Annotated in this window: 21 protein-coding genes; 8 read left to right on the top strand and 13 right to left on the bottom strand. The window is 62.6% G+C overall.

Annotated elements, in window-relative coordinates:
* Positions 1-24 precede the first annotated feature (24 nt).
* Positions 25-855: a PD40 domain-containing protein gene (locus J5J09_RS13065; RefSeq protein WP_208551334.1), complete on the bottom strand. Its 831-nt coding sequence runs from the start codon at positions 853-855 to the stop codon at positions 25-27.
* Positions 856-879: 24 nt separating this feature from the next.
* Complete coding sequence (locus J5J09_RS13070) at positions 880-2,559, bottom strand: NAD+ synthase (protein ID WP_208551335.1); 1,680 nt, start codon at positions 2,557-2,559, stop codon at positions 880-882.
* A 215-nt stretch (positions 2,560-2,774) separates the two neighbouring features.
* Here J5J09_RS13070 and J5J09_RS13075 point away from each other — a divergent pair, with 215 nt between their 5' ends.
* Both J5J09_RS13075 and J5J09_RS13080 read left to right on the top strand, forming a co-directional pair.
* Positions 2,775-4,706, top strand: a complete 1,932-nt coding sequence (locus tag J5J09_RS13075) for an LTA synthase family protein (protein WP_348646458.1) — start codon at positions 2,775-2,777, stop codon at positions 4,704-4,706.
* Between the two features lie 155 nt (positions 4,707-4,861).
* Positions 4,862-5,797: a hypothetical protein gene (locus tag J5J09_RS13080; protein WP_246745838.1), complete on the top strand. Its 936-nt coding sequence runs from the start codon at positions 4,862-4,864 to the stop codon at positions 5,795-5,797.
* Here the strand turns inward: J5J09_RS13080 and J5J09_RS13085 are convergent.
* The 5 genes from J5J09_RS13085 to rpiA all read right to left on the bottom strand — a co-directional run bounded on the left by J5J09_RS13085 (position 5,794) and on the right by rpiA (position 10,632).
* A complete protein-coding gene (locus J5J09_RS13085; RefSeq protein ID WP_208551336.1) occupies positions 5,794-6,195 on the bottom strand; it encodes a GFA family protein in 402 nt (133 codons plus the stop codon). The genes J5J09_RS13080 and J5J09_RS13085 overlap by 4 nt on opposite strands.
* Positions 6,196-6,297: 102 nt before the next feature.
* Positions 6,298-7,674, bottom strand: a complete 1,377-nt coding sequence (locus J5J09_RS13090; protein ID WP_208551337.1) for a 3-deoxy-7-phosphoheptulonate synthase class II — start codon at positions 7,672-7,674, stop codon at positions 6,298-6,300.
* Between the two features lie 192 nt (positions 7,675-7,866).
* Positions 7,867-9,255, bottom strand: a complete 1,389-nt coding sequence (gene gor / locus J5J09_RS13095) for a glutathione-disulfide reductase (protein WP_208551338.1) — start codon at positions 9,253-9,255, stop codon at positions 7,867-7,869.
* Between the two features lie 99 nt (positions 9,256-9,354).
* Positions 9,355-9,915, bottom strand: coding sequence for a DUF2059 domain-containing protein (locus J5J09_RS13100; protein WP_208551339.1), 561 nt, complete (start codon positions 9,913-9,915; stop codon positions 9,355-9,357).
* Positions 9,916-9,933: 18 nt separating this feature from the next.
* A complete protein-coding gene (gene rpiA, locus J5J09_RS13105) occupies positions 9,934-10,632 on the bottom strand; it encodes a ribose-5-phosphate isomerase RpiA (RefSeq protein WP_208551340.1) in 699 nt (232 codons plus the stop codon).
* 146 nt (positions 10,633-10,778) lie between these two features.
* Between rpiA and J5J09_RS13110 the strand changes: the two genes are divergently transcribed.
* Positions 10,779-11,450 carry an HAD-IA family hydrolase gene (locus J5J09_RS13110; RefSeq protein ID WP_208551341.1) on the top strand — a complete coding sequence of 224 codons (672 nt, stop codon included), beginning with the start codon at positions 10,779-10,781 and terminating at the stop codon, positions 11,448-11,450.
* A gap of 18 nt (positions 11,451-11,468) precedes the next feature.
* Here J5J09_RS13110 and J5J09_RS13115 read toward each other — a convergent pair whose 3' ends face one another.
* Positions 11,469-13,364, bottom strand: a complete 1,896-nt coding sequence (locus tag J5J09_RS13115) for a L,D-transpeptidase family protein (RefSeq protein WP_246745839.1) — start codon at positions 13,362-13,364, stop codon at positions 11,469-11,471.
* Positions 13,365-13,731: 367 nt separating this feature from the next.
* On the opposite strand from J5J09_RS13115, the gene fumC reads away from it, so the two are divergent.
* Positions 13,732-15,123, top strand: a complete 1,392-nt coding sequence (gene fumC, locus J5J09_RS13120; protein ID WP_208551343.1) for a class II fumarate hydratase — start codon at positions 13,732-13,734, stop codon at positions 15,121-15,123.
* A 28-nt stretch (positions 15,124-15,151) separates the two neighbouring features.
* Here fumC and J5J09_RS13125 read toward each other — a convergent pair whose 3' ends face one another.
* Positions 15,152-16,027 (bottom strand): GGDEF domain-containing protein, encoded by an 876-nt coding sequence (locus J5J09_RS13125; RefSeq protein WP_208551344.1) that lies wholly within the window; start codon positions 16,025-16,027, stop codon positions 15,152-15,154.
* 187 nt (positions 16,028-16,214) lie between these two features.
* On the opposite strand from J5J09_RS13125, the gene J5J09_RS13130 reads away from it, so the two are divergent.
* Together J5J09_RS13130 and J5J09_RS13135 are read left to right on the top strand one after the other, a co-directional pair.
* Entirely contained in the window at positions 16,215-17,822 is a 1,608-nt protein-coding gene (locus J5J09_RS13130) for a fumarate hydratase (protein WP_208551345.1), read from the top strand.
* 198 nt (positions 17,823-18,020) lie between these two features.
* Entirely contained in the window at positions 18,021-19,082 is a 1,062-nt protein-coding gene (locus J5J09_RS13135) for a GGDEF domain-containing protein (RefSeq protein WP_208551346.1), read from the top strand.
* Positions 19,083-19,091: 9 nt separating this feature from the next.
* Here the strand turns inward: J5J09_RS13135 and J5J09_RS13140 are convergent, their stop codons facing one another.
* The gene (locus tag J5J09_RS13140; protein WP_208551347.1) at positions 19,092-19,700 is read right to left on the bottom strand and encodes a pyridoxamine 5'-phosphate oxidase family protein; all 609 of its coding nucleotides are present in this window, start codon (positions 19,698-19,700) and stop codon (positions 19,092-19,094) included.
* 35 nt (positions 19,701-19,735) lie between these two features.
* On the bottom strand, positions 19,736-20,665 hold the full coding sequence (locus tag J5J09_RS13145; protein WP_208551348.1) for an alpha/beta fold hydrolase: 930 nt from the start codon (positions 20,663-20,665) through the stop codon (positions 19,736-19,738).
* A gap of 47 nt (positions 20,666-20,712) precedes the next feature.
* On the opposite strand from J5J09_RS13145, the gene J5J09_RS13150 reads away from it, so the two are divergent.
* A complete protein-coding gene (locus tag J5J09_RS13150) occupies positions 20,713-21,180 on the top strand; it encodes a MarR family transcriptional regulator (RefSeq protein WP_208551349.1) in 468 nt (155 codons plus the stop codon).
* A gap of 3 nt (positions 21,181-21,183) precedes the next feature.
* Here the strand turns inward: J5J09_RS13150 and J5J09_RS13155 are convergent, their stop codons facing one another.
* Together J5J09_RS13155 and J5J09_RS13160 are read right to left on the bottom strand one after the other, a co-directional pair.
* Complete coding sequence (locus J5J09_RS13155; protein WP_208551350.1) at positions 21,184-21,768, bottom strand: TMEM175 family protein; 585 nt, start codon at positions 21,766-21,768, stop codon at positions 21,184-21,186.
* 23 nt (positions 21,769-21,791) lie between these two features.
* Entirely contained in the window at positions 21,792-22,154 is a 363-nt protein-coding gene (locus J5J09_RS13160; RefSeq protein ID WP_208551351.1) for a DUF971 domain-containing protein, read from the bottom strand.
* A gap of 205 nt (positions 22,155-22,359) precedes the next feature.
* On the opposite strand from J5J09_RS13160, the gene moaA reads away from it, so the two are divergent.
* The gene (moaA, locus tag J5J09_RS13165; protein ID WP_208553574.1) at positions 22,360-23,349 is read left to right on the top strand and encodes a GTP 3',8-cyclase MoaA; all 990 of its coding nucleotides are present in this window, start codon (positions 22,360-22,362) and stop codon (positions 23,347-23,349) included.
* Positions 23,350-23,363: the final 14 nt, after the last annotated feature.

The raw sequence follows: 23,363 nt of genomic DNA on the forward strand, positions 1-23,363 counted from the left end.
AGCCCTGCCTGCGACGCCCGGATGCTATTCCGGGAAATAGCGGACGAAGGCGAACGCGCTGCCGTCCGGCGACCAGTTGGGCACATTGATGCTGCCCTGCCCGCCGAAGAACTCGAACAGCGTCTCGACATTGCCGCCATCGGCATCCATCAGCCGAAGCCGGACGGTCTTGTCGCGGGGATGGTCGAAGACGTCGGCGTCATAGGAGAGAAACAGCACCTTGCTGCCATCGGGCGACGGATGCGGAAACCAGTCACCGTAGCCGTCCGACGTCAGCTGTTCGAGCCCGGTGCCATCGGGATGCATACGCCAGATCTGCATCAGACCGGTGCGACTGGAATTGAAATAGATCCACTGTCCGTCGGGCGAATAGTCGGGTCCGTCATTGCGCCCCTCGCCCGATGTCAGTCGCCGCTCGGCGCCGCCGTTGACGGAGATCGTGTAGATGTCGAACTGGTCGTTTCGGATGCCGCAATAGGCAAGCTCCTTCCCGTCCGGCGACCAGCCGTGCCAGTAGGACGGCATGTTGGCCGTCACCTGGCGCGGCGCCTCATCCCCGTCGCCGAGGATATAGATGCAGGACTTGCCGAACAGCGTCTTGTCGGAGAAGGCAATGGAGGCGCCATCGGGCGAAAGCCCGTGGTCGTTGTTGAGCCGGACCGCGAAACCCGTATCGATCAGTTCCGGCTCCGGATCGTCCTCATCGAGCGGCAGGGCATAGAGCAGGCCATCGCCGTTGATAACGAGGAAATCCCCGTCGCGCGACCAGTTGGGCGCCTCGACCAAGTCTTCCGTCTGCCAGACGACCTCGCATTCGTGTGTCGCAATGTCATAGATCTCAACCGAACTGCGCATCCGCGCATCCTCCCGATAAAGGGTTCAACGATCCCTGAACCGGTTGGTGATCGGGTAGCGGCGATCGCGACCGAAATTCTTCTTGGTGATCTTCACACCCGGTGCCGACTGCCGGCGCTTGTATTCGGCGAGGTAGAGAAGGTGCTCGACGCGATGGACGGTCGCGATGTCATGGCCACGGGCGACGATCTCGTCGACCGACATCTCCTTTTCGACGAGGCATTCGAGAATGTCGTCGAGAACCGGGTAAGGCGGGAGAGAATCCTGGTCGGTCTGGTTGGGCCGAAGCTCGGCCGAGGGCGCCTTGGACAGGATATTCGCGGGGATCACCTCGCCCGAAGGCCCGAGCGCGCCGGGCGGCACGTGGCTGTTGCGCCAGGCCGACAGCGCGTAGACCTGCATCTTGTAGAGGTCCTTGATCGGGTTGAAGCCGCCGTTCATGTCGCCGTAGAGGGTGGCGTAGCCGACCGACATTTCCGACTTGTTGCCGGTGGTGACGACCATCGACCCGAACTTGTTGGAGATCGCCATCAGGATCGTGCCGCGCGTGCGGCTCTGCAGGTTCTCCTCGGTGATGCCGCTCTCGGTGCCCTCGAACATCTCAGACAATGCCGACAGGAAGCCTTCCACCGGTTCGGCGATCGGCACCGTATCGTAGTGGCAGCCGAGCGCCTTTGCACAGGCTTCGGCATCGGTGAAGCTCTCCTGCGAGGTGTAGCGATAGGGCAGCATGACCGTGCGCACCCTCTCCTCGCCCAGCGCATCGACGGCGATCGCCGCACAGATGGCGGAATCGATCCCGCCGGAGAGGCCGAGCACCACGCTCTTGAATCCGTTCTTGTTGACGTAATCGCGGAAGCCCAGCATGCAGGCGCGGTAGTCCGCCTCCTCCGCCGTCGGGATTTTCGACACTGGCCCGGCGTCGCAACGCCAGCCATCGGCGGCGCGCCTCCAGGTAGAGACGTAATGGGTCTGCTCGAACTGGCTCATCTGGAAGGCGAGCGTCTTGTCGGCGTTGAAGGCAAAGCTCGCGCCGTCGAAGACGAGTTCGTCCTGGCCGCCGAGCTGGTTGGCATAGACCATCGGCAATCCGGTCTCGATCACCTGCCTGAGCACCACCTGATGGCGCACGTCGACCTTGCCGCGATAGTAGGGAGAACCGTTCGGGGAAAGCAGGATTTCCGCGCCCGATTCCGCCAGCGTCTCGCAGACCCCGAGTTCGCCCCAGATGTCCTCGCAGATCGGGATGCCGATGCGGACCCCCCTGAAATTGACGGGTCCGGGCATCTCGCCGGCGACGAAGACGCGTTTTTCGTCGAACTCGCCGTAGTTCGGCAGATCGACCTTGTCGCGGATCGCGACGATCTTGCCGCCGTCGAGCAGCGCCACCGAATTGTGCCGCCCGGCCTCGCCCTGGCGCGGAAAGCCGATCACCACGCCCGGACCGCCGTCGGCCGTCTCGGCGGCCAGTTCCTCGACCGCCATCAGGCAGGCCTTCAGGAAAGCCGGCTTGAGCACGAGGTCTTCCGGCGGATAGCCGGAGATGAAGAGTTCCGTCAGCATCACCAGGTCCGCCCCATGGGCGGCGGCCTCCGCACGCGCCTCGCGGGCCTTGGCAAGGTTGCCCGTCACGTCACCCACGGTCGGGTTCAGCTGGGCGATGGAAATGCGGAGTGTGTCGGTGCGTGAAGGCGTGTCGGTCATGTCCATTCCTCTACCGTGCGCGCCCACCGATCGCAATCGCGAAGCCGCCTCGCAAGCCCCTTCTTCGCACCGCAAAATTTTTTCGCCGGAACAAAGTTCCCCGCCGCCGGTTCATCTGGCGTTCATGACAGTAATGTGACAGTGATATGACGCAATCGTCATGAAGGCCGGATTTTTCGAAACTGGCCAATCCGAACCATCGCTGGAGAACCGAGTTGGCCGACACTGCCTCCGACACCACCGCTGTGACCGCCGCCATGCCGGCGAATGGCCGCTCGCTCGAGGTCGGCAATGCGCGGTTTTTCATGCGTTGCGCCAGCCGCATGGCGATATCCGGAGCGCTCGCGCTGCTTCTGGTTTTCGTCACCGAATGGATCTCGCGAGGCAGCATCGTCGACATCGGCAACTATCTCCTGGCCCCGGATCGCCCGGGTCTCGCGGTCGTCGGCGTGCTGTTCCTCGTCTTCCTCGGGCTCGACGCGCTGTTCGGCCGCGCGCACCAGGCCGCGCTGGTTCTTTTCCCGGCCGCTCTGCTGCTTGCCTTCTTCTCCAGCCAGAAGCAGCTCTATCTGTCCGACCCACTCTACCCAAGCGACATGCTGTTCGGCCGGCAGATCGCCGAACTGCTGCCCGTGATGGCCGCAGCCCAGCCGCTGAAGGCCGTGGCGGCCGGGATCGGTTTTCTCGTCGTCTGCGCCCTCCTGGTCTACATGTGGATCTTCGGCCGGCGCAATTTCAACGCCATTCCCATGGGCGGCCGGGCTCTGCGGCTCGTCGTTGCCGTGCCGCTTCTGGTGGCCTTCGTTCCGCTGCTCGACTACACCCGCTTCTACGAGCTGCGCGACCGGCTGAACATGATCCCGATGATGTGGGATCAGCAGGAAAACTATCGCCACAACGGCTTCCTGCTCGCCTTTGCCTTCAACGTGCCGATGACGAATGTCACCGCGCCAGAGGGATATGGCGCCGAAGCGATCGACATGATCCCCTCGCCCGGCAATGTCTACGGCTATTCCCCGAGCCGTCAGCCAGACGTGATCGTCGTCATGAGTGAATCGCTGTGGGACCCGACCCGACTGTCGAATGTCGAGCTCTCCAAGGATCCGATGCCGGTCATCCGCGCCAACCAGTCGGGCCAGGTATTTTCGCCGGAATTCGGCGGCATGACCGCCAATGTCGAGTTCGAGGCCCTGACCGGTTTTTCGAACGCCTTCCTGCCCTATGGCAGCATTCCCTACCAGCAATATATCCGGGGCGAGCTTCCCTCGCTCGCCACCTTCTTCCGCTCCAAAGGATATGTGGCGAAGGCCTTTCACCCCTTCCAAAGTTGGTTCTGGAACCGCGGCAGCGTCTATAGCCATCTCGGCTTCGAAAGCTTCCTGTCGGAGGAAAATCTGCCGGCAATGGAAAAGCGCGGCATCTTCGCTTCCGACGCAGCTCTTACCGACAGCCTGATCCGCGAGGCCGATCGCAGCAGCGCGCCGTTCTTCTTCTTCGCCGTGACGCTGCAGGGTCATGGACCTTATGAGGCGAACCGCTATGTCAAGAACACGGTAGAAGTGGAGAGCGACGTGCTCTCGCCGTCGGCCCATGCCTCCCTCGCAACCTATGCGCAGGGCGTGCGCGAGGCCGACGACAGCCTCAAGCGGCTGATGGACTGGGCGAAGAAGCGCAAGCGCGAAACGATCATCGTGCTCTTCGGCGACCACCTGCCGCCGATGGGCGACGTCTACACCCAGACCGGCTACATGGAAAAGCCCGTTGCCACCCGCAAGGCCTCGCCTGCGATCATGGCACGCGAGCATGAGACACCGCTTGTCGTCTGGTCGTCTAGGCGCGGCGTGCAGAAGGACCTCGGATCGATCAGCCCGTCACAGTTGCCCTACCACGTCGTCCGCCTGACGGGTTTCCGCCATCCGTTCTATACCGGCCTGCTGCGCGATGTTCAGAACCGCTATGCCGTGGTCGACCGTCACCAGCTGATCGACCGCGAGGGCCGCGGTTATCCCGACTGGCAGATAAACGGCGCCGACCGTGATCCGCTGCTGAAGAATTACGGCCTGCTGCAATACGATATGATGTTCGGCAAGGCCCACGCCGGGGAACGCTATTTCCCGGAACTGGGCGAGCTGCAACCAAGCACGTGAGGTCGTCCTTCCGGCATCACTAAAGTAGCTTGTTTATCATAATAATGCATATCAGTTGACTTTTTCGGGTATCGCCCGTTGATATCGAGTGGCGGGCTGTCCGTAGTCTGACCCTGCGCTTCCGTACGGCTGTTCCGTGCCTTGTGATCTGACCGATGATGCTGAAAATCGAAGCCGTTGCCGCGCCGCAATCCCGCCCCCTGGACCGCGAGGATATCCAGTCCCATCCGCTGTTCGCGGAAATCGAGCGCCAGATCGCGCTGCATCTCATCGCCATCCACGATCGCACGCCGCGCCTGTCGCGCCTCAAGGCCTCGCACCGCAAGTGGCTGATGACGCATTCGCTTTTCGCGCTGAGCCTGCAGCGCCGCGACGACGATCCGCTGTCGGGGCTGACGGCCACCCGCTTCGTCGACACCGTAATGCGGCTTGCGGCCGCGAGCCGGAACACCGCGACCGCCTATCTGGCCGAACTGGTCGCCTACAAGTTTCTCCGCGACGTGCCTGACGTCCCCGACCGCCGCGTGCGCGTGCTCGAGACGACGGAAGCGGCCTATGACGCCATGCTCAGCTGGTTCAATGGCCACCTGGCGTGCCTCGACCGTCTGGACGGCGGCACCCGCCAGCAGCGGAGCCTTGCCGACGGACGGATCTTCCGGCTGGCCCAGCCGATGATCGCCGAACGCCTGTCGGAAGACCCCCTTTGGCGCGATCCGCCCGACAGTATCGGCAACTTCCTCTGGTCCGACTATGGCGGCATGGTCCTGCACGACTTGATCACCCGCATCGAACACTACGATCCGAAAGCGGAAACGACCGAGATCGCCCCGCTGGCGCTGTCGACCCTGAGCGACAAGTACATGCTCTCCACCACCAATCTGAAGCGCATGTTCAAGAAAAGCGAGGACGACGGGCTGATCGGCTGGCAGCAACCGCGTCGTCGGGGGCACATGTGGTTCTCGCGCTCGTTCCTGCACGACTATTTCCAATGGCAGTCGGCCAAGTTCGCAGCCGTCGACGCGGCGTTCCACGAGGCAAGCTCGCGCCTGGACGACAATCGTTGGACAGCCGCACCGGGCGCGTCCGGCTAGCCAGTACGCCCTTGCGGATAGCGCGGCTTGCCGTCGTCGATCTCGTAGAAATCACCCTTGTCGGCGCAGAAGATATGGTAGCCGATCGACAGGCCGCTCGGCTGCTCGAAGGCACCGGCCATCACGGACACATAGTCCTCGCCATCGCCTTGCCAGAACAGCGCCGACCCGCAGACCCGGCAGAAGCCCCGGCTTGCCGTATCGCTGGCGCGATACCATGTGACATTGTCGGCGCCCTCCACCTCGATCCTGTCGCGCGCCACATTGGTCGCGGCATAGTAGAGCCCCGTCTGCTTGCGGCATTGCGAACAATGGCAGGCAATCACCTCGCGCAGCGGCCCTCGCGTTGAAAACCGGACCGCGCCGCACAGGCAGCCGCCGCGATGCTCATCGTTCATCCCTCACTCCCCTCAAACGAAAACCGGGCCAGCATTTCCATGCCGGCCCGGTCCGTCAACTTAAAAGCGGTGAAGCTTAGCTTCAGCCGTTTTCACCGGCCATCAGCCGTTGGCGACCATCATCCGCTTTTCGTCGCGGCCGCTCTTCATGCGCTCGGCCAGCAGGAAGGCCAGTTCCAGCGCCTGGTCGGCGTTGAGGCGCGGGTCGCAATGGGTGTGGTAGCGATCCTGCAGGGCTTCCGCCGTGACCGGACGGGCGCCGCCGGTGCACTCGGTCACGTCCTTGCCGGTCATCTCGATATGGATGCCGCCCGGATGCGAACCCTCGGCACGGTGGATCTGGAAGAAGCTCTCGACTTCCGACAGGACACGCTCGAACGGACGGGTCTTGTAGTTGTTGAGCGTGATCGTGTTGCCATGCATCGGATCGCACGACCAGACGACCTTGCGGCCTTCCTTCTCGACGGCGCGGATCAGCTTCGGCAGATGGTCGGCGACCTTGTCGTAGCCGAAGCGGCAGATCAGCGTCAGGCGGCCGGCCTCATTCGCCGGGTTCAGCGCGTCGATCAGCTCAAGCAAGCCGTCAGCCGTCAGCGACGGACCGCACTTCAGTCCGATCGGGTTCTTGATGCCGCGGAAGTATTCGACATGCGCATGATCCGGCTGGCGCGTCCGGTCGCCGATCCACAGCATGTGGCCCGACGTCGCGTACCAGTCGCCGGTGGTGGAATCCACCCGGGTCATCGCTTCCTCGTAGCCGAGAAGCAAAGCTTCATGGCTGGTGAAGAAATCGGTCTCGCGCAGACTCGGATTGTTTTCCGACGAAATGCCGATCGCCCGCATGAAATCCATGGTCTCGGAAATGCGGTCGGCGAGCTTGCGGTAGCGTTCCGCCTGGGGTGAGTCCTTGATGAAGCCCAGCATCCACTGGTGGACGTTTTCCAGGTTGGCATAGCCACCCATCGCGAAGGCGCGCAGCAGGTTGAGCGTTGCGGCGGACTGGCGGTAGGCCATGATCTGCCGTTCCGGATTCGGAATGCGCGATTCCGGCGTGAACTCGATGCCGTTGATGATGTCGCCACGGTAGCTCGGCAGTTCGGTGTCACCGGACTTCTCGAAATCGGACGACCGCGGCTTGGCGAACTGGCCGGCAATACGGCCGACCTTGACCACCGGCAGCTGGGCGCCGAAGGTCAAGACGACAGCCATCTGCAGGAAGGCGCGGAAGAAGTCGCGGATATTGTCGGCGCCGTGTTCGGCGAAGCTCTCGGCGCAGTCGCCGCCCTGCAGCAGGAAGGCATTGCCTTCCGCCACTTCGGCGAGCTGCTTCTTCAGGCGGCGTGCCTCACCCGCAAAAACGAGCGGCGGAAAGCTTGCGAGCCGCCCTTCCGCGGCCGCCAGCGCGGCAGCATCCGGATAGGCCGGAACCTGCTTGATCGGCTTTTGCCTCCAGCTGTTCGGGGTCCAGTTCTGTGCCATGTCATCACCTGTTGTCGATCGGGCCGGCATATCCGGCTTTTTGAATGGGGCGGCTTATAGACGGTTAATCGGGTCTTGCAAAGCCGCAGTGCGACGCCCGCTGTCCGATTCGACACCCCTTCTCCGGCAAAAGCCATCAAAAAAGATGCTGCATCGCAGCGTATTCTGCCGACTGGGAGAGCGGGTTTGCGCCTATACCCGCTCGCCGTTCCTGACCCGATAGCTCGGGCTGTACATGGTCACGAGTTCTTCCGCCGCCGTCGGGTGAACGGCCATGGTGCGGTCGAAATCGTCCTTGGTGACGCCCGCCTTCAGCGAAACGCCAAGAAGCTGCGCCATCTCGCCGGCGTCGTGGCCGAGGATATGGGCACCCACCACCTTGCGGTCTGCGGCGTTGACGATCAGCTTCACGATCATCTTTTCCTGCCGGCCCGACAGCGTCGCCTTCATCGGCCGGAACTGGGCGCGATAGACCTCGATTTCATCGTACCGCTTCGCCGCATCCTCTTCGCTCAGGCCGACGGTGCCGATTTCCGGCTGCGAGAAGACGGCGGTGGCGATCAGATCGTGGTCCGGTGCGGTCGGATTGTTCTTGTATTCGGTCTCGATGAAGCACATCGCCTCGTGGATCGCGACGGGCGTCAGCTGCACGCGGTCCGTCACGTCGCCGAGCGCGTAGATGTTCGGCACGTTGGTGCGGGAGTATTCGTCGACGATGACCGCACCACGATCATTGACCGCCACGCCCGCGGCCTCGAGGCCGAGACCGGCGGTGTTCGGATCGCGGCCGAGCGCCAGCATCACCTGATCGGTGGACAGGTGGCCGTTGTTTTTCGTCTCGGCCAGCAGGCCGCCGGCGGCGGTACGGCTGACCTTGGTGATGATATCCTCGCAGAGGATGCGAATGCCCTTGGCTTCCATCGCCTCGTGCAGCCCGTGACGCATGTCCTGATCGAAGCGCGACAGGATTTCCTTGCCCCGATAGATCAGCGTCGTATCGACGCCGAGGCCGTGGAAGATATTGGCGAATTCCACCGCGATATAGCCACCGCCGGCGATCACGATCGAGCGGGGCAGTTCCTCCAGATGGAAGGCATCGTTGGAGGTGATGCAGAGCTCGTATCCCGGCAGCGAGGCGTGCGGATTGGCCGAACCGCCGACGGCGATGACGATGCGCTCGGCCGTCACCACCTTGCCGCTCTTCACGAGCCTGATGTTGTGCGGCCCAACCAGTTCCGCCCGCGTCTCGAGGATTTCCGCACCGGCGTTTTCCAACCCCTTGCGGTAGAGACCCTCAAGCCGAGCGATTTCCCTGTCCTTCGCCTCGATCAGCGCCTTCCACGAGAACGAGGTGTCGCCGACCGTCCAGCCATAGCCGCGGGCGTCTTCGAAATGCTCGTGAAACTGAGACGCGTAGACGAAAAGCTTCTTCGGCACGCAACCGCGGATGACGCAGGTGCCGCCGAACCGGTATTCCTCGGCGATCGCCACCCGCTTACCCATGGCCGCGGCGAGCCGGGCGGAGCGTACACCGCCGGAGCCGCCCCCGATTACGAAAAGGTCGTAGTCGAATTGGGTCATGGTCATCTCCGGATTAACAACGTGAAAAGCCGCCCTTCTCAGGCGGCCATTGGAAAGAAGGCCCGGACATGGTGTCCCGGGCCTTGTTTTGCAAGACGATCAGGGATTGGCCGGAGCCGCGGTCCCCTCGGCGGCCGCCCCGTCCGCCGGCTGCTGCGTCGGTACCAGCTTCAGCATTTCCTCGTTGGTCTTGGTGCTGAGGTCACGCTGGATGCCCGATGCCCAGATGTCGGCGGCCTTCAGCATTTCGCGCGCCGCGATCGGACCGTCCTTCAGGAGCTTCTTGCCCGTTTCGCTGCCGTAGAAGTCGGCGATCGCCTTCAGTTCCTCGACGCTGAAAGACTTGGCGTAGACCAGAGCCGCTTCGCGCTCCAGATCCGCACGACGCGGGGCCAGCGACAGCGCCGTCTGGTCGACCGTAGCGGAGATCTGATCCTCGAGGTTCGGATAGTTGAGGATAAGTTCGCGCTTCAGCCTTTCAGCAAGCGTCGGCAGGATGTTGTCGAACTGGTTCGTCAGGCCCAGCGCGCTGATCGCGGCGCGCGCAGCCTGCACATGTTCTTCCGGCACGTCTTGCGCCCGGGCCGAGGCACCAAGGGCAAGTCCGCTGATGACGATAGCGACCGATACGGCGCGGCCGAAGCCCGTTTTCGTGAACATGAAACTCATTGCTCCTGTTTATTTTTGTGTCTCGACCGTGCGCGCGCCGGACGGACCGGCGATGATCGCAAGCGCAGCCAGATTGATGAAAAGCCCGTGCTCGACGACCCCCGGAATCGCGTTCAGCGAAGCTCCGAGCGCCTCTGCATCAGGAATACGGCCAAAAGATGCATCAAGGATCAGGTGCCCGCCATCCGTCATGAAAGGATCGTCACCCGACTTGCGCGGGGCGATATCGCCGCTGAGACCGAGCCGTGCGGCGACCTTCTCGATGGCGATGCGGGTTGCGACCTGACCGAAGGGATTGATCTCGATCGGCAACGGGAATGCGCCGAGCGTGTCGACCATCTTCGTCTCGTCAGCGATCACGATCATCCGCGAGGAGGCCGCTGCCACGATTTTCTCGCGCAGCAGAGCGCCACCGCCACCCTTGATCAGGCGCAACGAGCGATCCACCTCGTCGGCGCCGTCGATGGTGAGATCGAGTTCGGGGAGTTCGTCGAGCGATTTCAGCGGCACGCCGAGTTCGACACACAGCCGCGCTGTACGTTCGGAGGTCGGAACGCCCTCGACCTTCAGCCCGGAGGCCACCTTTTCCGCCAGCAACCGGACGAATTCTTCGGCGGTCGACCCAGTCCCGATCCCGAGCCGCATGCCGTCCTCGACATGCGACAGCGCCGCCTCGGCGGCCTTGATCTTCATCTGGCGGGCGTCCATGCGCCGGATACTCCGTCTGTTTCGTCGCAAGCTGTTTACACGCCTCGCCCGCCAAACGAAAGCCCCTTTTGCCACCCTCGCCCGCCTTGCATTTCGGGCATGCGTGACGTACGCGCAGACCATGAAACGCTTCGAAAGGCCGCGCCGTGACAGTCACCACAATCGTATTCGACCTTGACGGAACGCTGGTGGATACCGCTCCGGACCTGATGCACAGCCTGAACCACACGATCGCCGCTGTCGGTCTGGCGCCTGTCGGCTACGAGGACATAACTCATCTCGTCGGACAGGGCGCCAAGGTGATGATCGAGCGGGCCTTCAGGCTGCGTGAAGCACCCCTGGCGGATAGCGAACTGCCAGCCCTTCTCGACCGTTTCATCGACCACTATTCCGCGCATATGCCGGGCGAAAGCCTCCCCTTTCCGGGGGTCGTCGACGCCCTCGACCGGCTGACGGCTGCCGGCTACCGGTTGGCGGTATGCACCAACAAGATGGAGCGCCTTGCCGTTCCTCTGATCGCAAATCTCGGCCTTGGCGATCGTTTCGCGGCGATAGCGGGCGGCGACACCTTCCCCACCCGCAAACCGGACGGGGCGCATATCGTGTCGACGGTTGAAAAGGCCGGCGGCGATCCCCGCCGTGCGATCATGGTCGGCGATAGCGTCAACGACATCCTGGCGGCCCAGAATGCCCGAATGCCTTCGATCGCCGTGCCGTTCGGCTATTCGGATGTCCCGGTCGACACACTCGGCGCCGACCGCATCATCAGTCACTTCGACCAGCTGACATCGGAACTGGTCGAAGCTCTTCTCGCCTGAAGCCGTTGAGCCAGGGCGTCAGCCCTGGGCTCCGCGTGCCTTGGTCGTTGCCTCGAACGCCTTCATCGTGTGCTCGTCGCGACCATAGACGTCGTCGAAGAACTCGACCTGACCGTCCTTGTTCGGCCACGCCGTGAAATAGGACACGTAGACTGGAATGTCGCCCTTGACCGGGATCGCCTTGTTGCGACCCTGGGCGATCTCCCGGCCGACGTCCTCGACGCTCGTGCCCAGCACCGCCGCCGCCATCACCCGCGGTTCCGCAAGGCGCACGCAGCCATGGCTGAGCGCCCGGACGTCACGCTGGAAGAAGCTCTTTTGCGGCGTGTCGTGCATGTAGATCGCGTGGCTGTTGGGGAACAGGATCTTCAGTTCGCCAAGCGCATTGCCGCCGCCCGGCGGCTGACGGACATCGACGCTGTGGGTCGAGTTCCAGTCGACCTGGCTCGATGCGACGGTTCGGCCCTTATAGCTCACTTCATAGCCGAGACGATCGAGATAGGTCGGATCCTGGCGCAGCTTCGGCAGCATCTCGTTGACGATGATTGACTGCGGCACGCCCCAATAGGGATTGACCTCGACGGTCTCGATCTTGTCCTGGAAGAAATAGGTCTGGTTGGCGCGCGAGCCGACAACGACGCGCATCGACAGCTGCTCGCGTCCATCATTGACATAATAGACACGATAGGCCGGCTGGTTGATGAAGACGTAGCGCGAGCCGAGATCGGCAGGAAGCCAGCGCAACTGCTCCATGGCGATCACGAGCTTGGAAATCTTCTCGGCATTGCTGTGCCCGACGAGCGCGCGGATCGTGGCGGGGCCAATGACGCCATCCGGCTTCAGGCCGGCTTCCTTCTGGAAATCCTCGACGGCAGCGACGAGTTCTGGCGTGTAATCCTGACCATCGACATAGGCTGAAAGCGTCGCGGCATGCGTAGCCTTCATCGCCTCCGATCCGTTCTTGCGCAGCGCCGCGACGACATTGCGAAGTTCGGGGCTCGTATTGCCGGGTTTCAGGAGCGTGCCGCTGGCGATCACGATCGACGGACCGGCGGAGGCTTCCTCGGCCCGCAGCTTCGCCAGCTCGCCCTTCAGCGCCGCAAATTGCGGGCTGGACGGGTCACGGTTGCGCAGATAGGCCGCGACATCGGGGCTGAGCCGCAGCATGTTGAGCACAGGTCCGAGGTTGACCGGCTTGCGCTTGAAGTCATGGTAGCCGGAGAGCTTGTTCGGGTCGATCCGACCGCGCACCGTGTCCTGAACATAGGCGACGACCTTGGCCGACAGCATCAGCTCGAACCGTGCCAGCGCGCGGCGCTGGGCATCGATATCGGTAGCGGCGAGCGTGGCTTCGGGAGGGCTGACCAGGTAGTCGGACGCATCCAGACCGACATCGCCTGCGGCAGCCAGCGCCGACATCGCCGATTTCGCCTTTTCGGTAACCGCATCGCCTTCGACCCAGATCAACGGCTTGCCGGAGGCATAATAAGCCTCGACCGCCTTGGCGACGTCGTCGGTCGCCAGAACCTTAGTCTCGGCAAGGGCCGCCCGAACGTCGGAAACAGGCGCAACCGAGCCGGTCGTCACGTCGGTGTCGGTCGCAGCCGGTGCGGAGACGGCGGGCAAAGCGATCTTGATCGGCCGCTGCGCCTCGGTCTTGTAGGTGTAGTAACGCGGTCCGCTCACCTTCGGCAGCGGTTCGGGATCGCCGTCGAGCATCGGCGCGGCAGCGGACGAGGAGCCGCCGAAAAGCGTGGGACGCTTTTCAGCATTCCTCTCTGTCGACTTGCCGGGGCCGCCGCGCAGAAGGTCCATCAGCGTGGTCGCGTGGGCATCCGCAACGAGGGCGGTGCTCGCAATCAGGGAAATGGACAGGGCCGAGGCCCAAACGAATGGTGTCTTGAACTTAGGCAATGTCATTCCCCGACGGATCTAGGCGAAGGCTGAATCGAAGTTTGGAGCTGAATGCTCCAGTTAGCGGATAGGCGAAAGGTTGAAAAGGCAAAGCCTGCAACACCCGTCGGCTAATTTGTCACTTGTCCGTGAGACGGCCACGGTGCTCGTCACAGGCCAACGATTGTAAAAGGGCCGCCAGTTAATGCAAAGTTAATCTGGACCGTAAAATCCACAGCATTCCTCGGTGACCTCGGAACGCCGCCAGCGCGTGAGCGAAAAACGATAAGATGACTGCAGACATCAAATTAACCGCTTCATCGTATCGCCGACCGGCAGGCCGTTGTGATAAGGCGATGGCCTGCAATTTCTGTGACGGAGACACTTCATGACGACGACACGCACCGAAACCGACACCTTTGGCCCGATCGACGTGGCGGCCGACCGCTACTGGGGCGCGCAAGCCGAACGCTCGCGCGGCAACTTCAAGATCGGCTGGGAAAAGCAGCCGCTGTCGGTCGTTCGTGCGCTCGGCATCGTCAAGAAGGCGGCCGCCCGCGCCAACATGGCGCTCGGCGTTCTCGATCCGAAGATCGGCAATGTGATCGTGGACGCCGCGCAGGAGGTGATCGACGGCAAGCTCGACGACCATTTCCCGCTGGTCGTCTGGCAGACCGGGTCCGGCACCCAGTCCAACATGAATGCCAACGAGGTGATCTCCAACCGCGCCATCGAAATGCTGGGCGGCGAGATGGGCTCGAAGAAGCCGGTCCACCCCAACGACCACGTCAACATGAGCCAGTCGTCGAATGATACCTATCCGACGGCCATGCACATCGCCTGCGCCGAGCAGATCGCCCATCACCTGATCCCGGCTCTCACCCATATGCACAAGGCGCTGGAGGCGAAGTCGCAGGCCTTCGCGCACATCATCAAGATCGGCCGCACCCATACGCAGGACGCGACGCCGCTCACGTTGGGTCAGGAGTTCGGCGGCTATGCAGCCCAGGTGCATTCGGCGATCAAGCGCATCGGCGACACCATGGGCGGACTGCTGGAACTCGCACAGGGCGGCACGGCCGTCGGCACCGGCCTCAATGCTCCTGTGGGCTTCGCCGAAAAGGTCGCAGAGGAAATCGCCAGGATTACCGGCATGCCGTTCGTGACCGCGCCCAACAAGTTCGAGGCGCTCGCCGCCCATGACGCAATGGTCTTTGCCCATGGCGCCATCAACGCCGCGGCCGCCGCCTGCTTCAAGATCGCAAACGACATCCGCTTCCTCGGCTCCGGTCCCCGCGCCGGACTCGGCGAGCTGGCCCTGCCGGAAAACGAACCGGGCTCGTCGATCATGCCCGGCAAGGTCAACCCGACCCAGTCGGAGGCGATGACTCAGGTCTGCGCCCACATCTTCGGCAACCAGGCGGCCATCACCTTCGCCGGCAGCCAGGGCCATTTCGAGCTCAACGTCTACAATCCGATGATGGCCTACAATTTCCTGCAGTCGGTACAGTTGCTCGGCGACGCCGCGATCTCCTTCACCGACAATTGCGTCGTCGGCATCCAAGCCCGCGAGGACAATATCAAGAAGGGCGTCGAGAATTCGCTGATGCTGGTCACGGCGCTGAACTCGCGTCTCGGCTACGACACCTGCGCGAAGATCGCCAAGACAGCCCACAAGAACGGCACGACGCTGCGCGAGGAAGCGGTCGGCGGCGGTTACCTGACGAACGAGGAGTTCGACCAGCTGGTGCGGCCGGAACTGATGATCGGTCCGAAGTAAGCCGCGTCACATCTCGGCGAGGTGAGCGTCAGACCGTGCTCACCTCGACACGGTTTCGTCCGGTTTCCTTCGCGCGGTAGACAGCCATATCCGCCGCGTGAATGAGTTCGGCAATCGACGGGTTTTTCGAGGCCCGCGTCGCAACGCCAAAGCTCGAAATCAATGCGCCCTGCTCCACGGCATTCGTCGAGGCAGTCTCGAGAGTAGCCCGCAAGGCTTCCGCCCGTTCGCGCGCGTCCTTCTGGCTCGCCCCTGCAAGGACCAGCGCAAAGGTCTTCTCCGACAGGCGCCCGCCAAGATCGGCGGGGCCAAGCACACCGCGAACGATGTCGCCGACGACGACCAGAGCCCTGTCGGCCGCCTCGCGGCCATGCCGGCGTCGGATGTCGCCGTATCGGTCGAGGTCGAAGACGACGACGCTCAGCTTTCCCTGGCCGAGGACGACCTCCGCCAGCCGCTCGTCGCCCATGTCATAGATACCGCGCGCGTTCGCTAGTCCGGTCAAGGGGTCGCGCATGGCGCGCTCGGTCACCTGCTCTCCCAAAACGGCGATCTCGCCAACGAGGCCGCAGACGCCACGCGTGACGATCCCGATCTCGCTATTTCCGCGCTTGTCGAGCCTGCTTTCGCTGAGATGACCGGTCGCGCGGTAGACGGAAATGGCCTTGGACAGTCGGCGGATTGGTGAAACGATCTTCCACATCAGCCCGAGGCAGACGACAGTCCCGACCAGAGTGGCACCGAGCACGGTCCAGAATGCCGCAAGGTCCTCAGCCAAGCCGCGCGAGAAGAACAGGGCGGCCAGAGCCAGCAGCGGCAGGTGAATGCAGACGAAGCTGACCACGAATATTCTGAAGATCACCGTCTGATGCCACACCGGTGATTGCTGCGTCGTCCTGCTCATTCCTGTCTCCGCTCGTCGTGTCCTGTCGCCCCTCATGTCATGACAGACATTATGAATATCCTAAAAAGGGAATGCTATGTCTCCGTCCTGACCGGCCGTGGCCATAGGCTTTCGGCTCATTGAAATTCCGCCCCGATAATCCTAAACCACGGCGATTTTTCCGCGTCCGCACGAAAGGCTCGCATCCATGGCTGACGATCTCTTCCCACTTGGCGAAGACCAGACCCCCTACCGCAAGATCACGTCGGACTACGTGTCGACGACCAGCTTCAACGGCAAGGACATCCTGTCCGTCGATCCGGAAGGCATCCGCCTTCTCGCCGAAACCGCGATGGCCGACATCAACCATCTCCTGCGTCCGGGCCACCTGAAACAGCTGGCCTCGATCCTCGAAGACCCGGAAGCCACCGATAATGACCGCTTCGTCGCCTATGACCTGCTGAAGAACGCCAATATCGCCGCCGGCGGCATCCTGCCCATGTGCCAGGATACAGGCACCGCGATCGTGATGGCGAAGAAAGGCCGTCGCGTCTGGACCGAGGGTGGCGACTACGAGGCGCTGGCCCAGGGCGTGCGCGATGCCTATGAGCGCAAGAACCTGCGCTACTCGCAGCTCGCGCCGCTGAAGATGTTCGAGGAAAAGAACACGAAGACCAACCTCCCGGCACAAATAGACATCTACGAGGAGGGCGAGGACGCCTACAAGTTCCTGTTCATGGCCAAGGGGGGTGGCTCGGCCAACAAGACCTTCCTCTACCAGGGCACACCGTCGCTGCTGACTCACGACCGGATGATCGACTTCCTCAAGGAGAAGATCCTCACCCTGGGTACGGCGGCCTGTCCCCCCTACCACCTGGCGATCGTCATCGGCGGCCTCTCGGCGGAGATGACGCTGAAGACCGTCAAGCTCGCTTCGGCGCGCTACCTCGACGACCTGCCGACCGAAGGGTCCGAAAGCGGCCACGCCTTCCGCGACATCGAGATGGAGAAGGAAATCCACAAGCTCACCCAGTCCATGGGCGTCGGCGCCCAGTTCGGCGGCAAGTATTTCTGTCATGACGTCCGCGTCATCCGCCTGCCCCGCCACGGCGCCTCGCTGCCGATCGGGCTCGGTGTCAGCTGTTCCGCCGACCGCCAGGCGAAGGGCAAGATCACGAAGGATGGCATCTATATCGAGCAGCTGGAAACCAATCCGTCGAAATACATGCCTGATATCGACGAAAGCGCCCTCTCCTCCTCGGTCGTGAAGATCGACCTCAACCAGCCGATGAGCGCCATTCTGGCCGAGCTGACGAAGCATCCGGTCAAGACGCGGCTGTCGCTGACAGGCACGATCATCGTCGCCCGCGACCTGGCTCATTCGAAGATCAGGGAACGGCTGGAAAAGGGCGAAGGCATGCCCGACTACATGAAGAACCATCCGGTCTACTACGCCGGCCCGGCCAAGACCCCTGCTGGCTACGCCTCCGGCTCCTTCGGCCCGACGACCGCCGGACGCATGGACAGCTATGTCGACCAGTTCCAGTCCTTCGGCGGCTCCATGGTGATGCTTGCCAAGGGCAACCGGTCCCGCGCGGTCCGCGAGGCCTGCAAGACGCATGGCGGCTTCTACCTCGGCTCGATCGGCGGCCCCGCCGCCCGCCTCGCCCAGGACTGCATCCGCAAGGTCGAGGTGCTCGAATATCCGGAACTCGGCATGGAGGCGGTCTGGAAAATCGAGGTCGAGGACTTCCCCGCCTTCATCGTGACCGACGACAAGGGCAATGATTTCTTCCAGGAATTCAACCTTGGATGAAGCGGGTACGCGCCGGGCAAAGCGGCAAGACTTTGCCCGGCACCCAAAAATTCAAATAAAGACAATCACTTGGTTGGATTCTTGCTGAGATACCCAAGAATTACTGAACCACAACTGGGGTAATCTCCATTAAAACTTTTCAAACAATTTTACCGTAACCATTAAGCGAATGCGGTTTAAGAATTTGGGGGCATGCGGATGGCCACGGCAACGACGCCGAAGGGTATGAATCCGGACATTGGCGCACAGATCAGCTATGCCATGCGTTCCATGGGCATTGCCCCGATCCCGCGCAATTACGAGCTTTTTTACGAAGCCTACATAGGGTCCAATCCGGCGCTCAGCCGCGAACTGGCGGCACTCGGAAGCCAGGCGACCCAGGAAGAGCTCGACGCCATCGGCCAGCAGTATTTCTCTTCGCAGCATGGGCGAATGGTGGAGACTGCGCACGACCGGATCGCCGCCGAACTGGACAGCCTGCTTCGCCTGCTGCGCCAGGAACAGAATTCGCTGGAAAGCTACAGCCGCCTTCTCGGCGAAACCTATTCGCGCATCAATTCCAAGAACAACGCCAGCGCCGATATCCTCAGAAGCGCAATCACAATTCTGACGGAAGCAACCGAGGGCACCATGGCCCACGGAGAACAGACCGTTGAAAGCGTCACGCGCAAGTCCCACGAAATGGACATGGTGCGCAAAGAGCTCGACGAATACAAGCGGATCGCCAACACCGATTCTCTCACCCGTCTGTCAAACCGCCGCGCCTTCGACGACCGACTTGCCGCAGTCTACGACGGCAGCGCCGGGCTGACCGGCCTCATCCTGATCGACATCGATCATTTCAAGCGCGTCAACGACAGTTTCGGCCATCCCGTTGGCGACAAGGTGCTCGCCACCGTCGCCACCGTGATCCGCAACCATGTGCGCAAGGACAGCTTCATCGCCCGCACCGGCGGCGAGGAATTCGCCGTCATCGTTGACGGACTGGGCGCGGAAGAAATCCAGCAGATCTGCGAGCGCGTTCGAACAGCGCTCGAGTCCACTCCGTTCAAGAACTCGAAGTCCGGCGTCAACTATGGCCCGATCACCATTTCTCTCGGCTACTGCATGGCAGGAGAAGCGGACGATGCGGGCGACCTCTACAGCAAGGCCGATATCGCGCTCTACTGTGCCAAACATGCCGGACGAAACCGCACCAAGATGTTCGAAGCCGGCATGCAGAAGGATTTCACGAAGAGCTGGTTGATCTATCGCCGCTGAACCGAAAGATTACCACATCGTCTTGGCGGCCCGCTCCGGCCACTGCCTGTCATAGGTTTCCTTGTCGAAATCGGCTTTCGCCGCCTGCAGGAGATCACCGGGCGTTGGCAGGTTCTTCGGATCGGCGTAACGCTGCGGGTTCCAGAGTTGCGACCGGATCAGCGCCCGCGCGCACTGGAAATAGACCTCATCGATCTCGATCAGCACGACGCTGCGCGGATGTCTGCCCTCCATCTCGAAGCTCGCGAGAAGGTCCGGATCGACGGATACGACGGCCTTGCCGTTGACGCGCATGGCCGTATTCGAGCCCGGGACGAGGAACATGAGCGCGACACGCGGATCGCGCACGATGTTGAGGAGCGAATCGATCCGGTTGTTGCCGCGCCAGTCCGGCAGCGCGAGCCGTGTCGGGCTTTCGACGCGGACGACGCTGCCATCGTCGCCGCGCGGGGAACAGTCCATGCCCTCCGGGCCGATGGTTGCCAGCGCCACGAACGGCGAGGCTTCGATCATCTGCCTGTATGCAGGCGTGAGAGACGCTGTGACCTTGACCACAGATGCTTCGCTGACACCGTCATAGATCGCCTTGAGCTCTTCTACGCTGCGAAGAATGGTCATGTCGGATGCGCCTCCCTTGGGGTGTCTCCCTGCTGCTATCGCTCGACCATATCAGTTTCATGACGACCGGCCACCGCCTCTGTCGCTGCATCCCCATGCGCGAAGACGGCGACGGTTCCGATGACCTCCGGGGCGCTGACGATGCGCCGGTGACCGCGACCGTTCGCCCATTCGAGGCGAACATGTTCACCTAAACCTTCGTACCTGCGGGCGTGGCGGGGATGGACCTCCTTGTCGTCCTCCGCATGGATCACCAGCAAAGGGCGTCCCAGGCGGCGGGCGATTGCAACGGTGTCAAACGCCTCCAGCGTCGTCCCGACCCTGCGCTCCGCGTGGCCGAAAAGACGCCTCTGCGCCTTGGGCGGCAGACCCACCATGGCGAAGAAATCCTCGAAGATGAACTCGATTTGCGATGGTGCGCCGAGAACAGCGAGCCTGGGCGCCCGCACCGCCTCGATGCCCGGGAAAATCCCTCCGGCCGCAACCAGCAGCGACGCGCCACCGAACGAATGGCCGACCGCCGCGTCGAACGGCCCGAGCGTCTTTTCGACCGCTGCGATCGCCTCGGCCGCCAGCCGCATGTCGAGCGCTCTTCCGTAGGATCGCCCATGGCCTGGCAGATCAAGGACGGTGACGTCGAGGCCGCTGGCGCGCAACCCCGAAGCCAGACCGGCCAGATATTCCGCCCGCGATCCCCAGCCGTGGATGATCAGGACCCGTGGCGCGTCGTGGCACGAAAGCCTGTACGTCATGACGGCGCCCGAGCCGGTCGGGACCGCGACACGCTGCGCGCTGGCGAGCGTCCGCACGCCCTCATCGAACGCCTTGCGGGCCTTTTCGCCTGCCGGCCGGCGCGACGGTGTCCGGCGGAACAGCCGCCAGGCAAGCCTGCCGGCCAGATCCGGCGCGACCGCACCGAGCCCGCCGACTCCGAGACGGGTGACCTTGAGCAGAAACGGTGGCATAGTCGGGACTCCGCAGATATGTTCAACTATGAACAATAAGAACAAATATGGACGAAAATCAAGTTCTGCCTTGGGATCATCCGCGATTTCGCAGCTGGATAGCCGTCGGCCGCGCCTGCCAGATGATGCAACAGGCCCTGTCGCGGGCGCTCGCACCCCTCGACATCAAGCCGCCGCATCTCGACATTCTCGTCAACCTCTACCGTTTCGAGGGCATCTCGCAGCAGGAACTGGCCCGCAAGCTTCTGGTCGGCCGCTCCAACATGAGCATGCTGCTGCCGCAGATGGAAAAGCGCGGACTGGTGGAGCGTCGCGGCGATCCGGCCGACAAACGCGTCCTGCGGCTTTATTTGACGGAGAGCGGGAACGCTCTGACCCGCAAGGCGATGGTCATCCAGACGGAACTGATCGAAGCGACGCTGTCGGCCACCCCGCTCGAAGAATGCCTTGCCATGGCCGAAGTGATGGAGGCGCTGACCCGCCGGTTGCAGTCCGAGGAGAAGTTAGCCTGCTGACGCTCAGTTGTGGTGATCAACCACAACTTTCTCCAGACGTCGATCCGGCACGATCCACATCAGGGCGACGACCGCGTAGAGACCGTAGGATATCAGCGGAGACACGAAGGCCAGAGCAATGGCCGTCACGTATATCACAGGCGAGATCAGTCCTTTTACGTCCCGACCAAGGGCCGATCTTAGGGCGTCCCGCCGGGACGACGAGTCGATGATCTGCACCTGGAGAATCTTGTAGGCGATCGCCGCCATCAGCATGACCGCACCGTAGCAGGCGGCCGGCATCGCGGCGCCATGCGACTCTCCCACCCAGCCGGTGACGAATGGCACGAGAGACAGCCAGAACAGCAGATGCATATTGGCCCACATCTCGCGCGCCGTGGTCCGCCCGCAGAACGTCAGGAGATGATGGTGATTGTTCCAGTAGATCGCCACATAGACGAAGCTCAGCACGTAGCTGAGAAATACCGGTAGAAGCGGAATGAGATTAGCGAGGTCCTCGCCGTGCGGAACCTTGAGCTCCAGCACCATGATGGTGATAACGATCGCAAGCACCCCGTCACTGAATGCTTCCAGTCGTGCCGTACTCATGACGCTCTCCCTCGCCCGTGTCGTCAGCGAGGATCGCGGCTGAGCCCCTTTTCCGCAAGTGCCTTTTCATAGTCGGCGAATTTTTCAGCGCCACTCTCCCCGAGCTCGCCGAGATAGGCCCAGGTAAAGATGCCGCTGTCGTGACCGTCGTCGAAACCGATGCGCACCGCATAATTGCCGGTCGGCGTCATCGAGGCGATCGCGACCAGACGTTTTCCGGGCACGGTAACGCCCTGCCCCGGCCCGTGACCCTGCACCTCCGCCGAGGGAGATAGAACCCGCAGCATTTCGGCCGGAAGCGCGTAGGACGCCCCGTCATTGAAACTGACTGTCAGGGTTCGCCTGTCCTTGGAAACCTTGAGTTCGGTCGGCCAGATGTCGGTCATGAGCGCAATATCCCGCGAGTTTTCAGAGGCAGACCTAGTCGCCGCACGACCGCCGCGCAAGAGATTTTGAACCGATTGCACGTACCCTTCCTTGACCGGATTGCCCGCAAGTCCCAGATTAGCCGCAAGCGTAGGGAGACATGCCTTGGACAACAGCATTGCGGCCTTTCGGGAGGGAAAACCTCTTGCCGCCGCCGAAGGACCGATGATCGACCCGTTCGGACGCGCGGTGACCTATCTCAGGGTCTCCGTCACCGACCGTTGCGATTTCCGCTGCACCTATTGCATGGCGGAGAACATGTCCTTTCTTCCCAAGAAGGATCTGCTGACGCTGGAAGAGCTGGACAGGCTCTGTTCTGCCTTCATCGCCAAGGGCGTGCGCAAGCTGCGCCTGACCGGCGGCGAGCCGCTGGTGCGCAAGAACATCATGTACCTGGTACGCCAGCTCGGCCGCCATATCGAGGCGGGTTCGCTCGACGAACTGACGCTGACGACGAACGGCTCGCAACTTGTCCGCTTCGCCACCGAACTTTATGACTGCGGCGTCCGCCGCATCAACGTTTCCCTCGACACGCTTGACCCGGCCAAGTTCCGCGCGATTACCCGCTGGGGCGAGTTCGACAAGGTCATGGAAGGCATCGAGGCCGCCCAGTCTGCCGGCCTGAAGGTGAAACTGAACGCGGTTGCCTTGAAGGGCTTCAACGAGGACGAACTGCCGGAGATGCTTCGTTTCGCCCATGGCCGGGGCATGGACCTGACCCTGATCGAGACCATGCCCATGGGCGAGATCGACGAGGATCGCACGGACCAGTATCTACCGCTCTCCGAAGTGCGGGCCCGGCTCGCCGAAACCTTCACTCTGAAGGACAACCTCTTCCGCACCGGCGGGCCCGCGCGCTATGTCGACGTCGCCGAAACGGGCGGACGGCTGGGCTTCATCACGCCGATGACCCATAATTTCTGCGAGAGCTGCAACCGCGTCCGCCTCACCTGCACCGGAACGCTCTACATGTGCCTGGGGCAGAACGACGCGGCGGACCTGCGGACAGCGCTCAGGGCGTCCGATGATGACGCCTACCTTCACAGCGTCATAGACGAGGCGATCCTGCGCAAACCGAAGGGCCACGACTTCATCATCGACAGGGAGCATCGCCGCCCGGCTGTCGCGCGCCACATGAGCGTCACCGGCGGCTGAGCGCCGCCGGCGGA

Origin of the sequence: Ciceribacter sp. L1K22 (genome assembly GCF_017599385.1) — a bacterium.
GTDB lineage: Bacteria > Pseudomonadota > Alphaproteobacteria > Rhizobiales > Rhizobiaceae > Allorhizobium.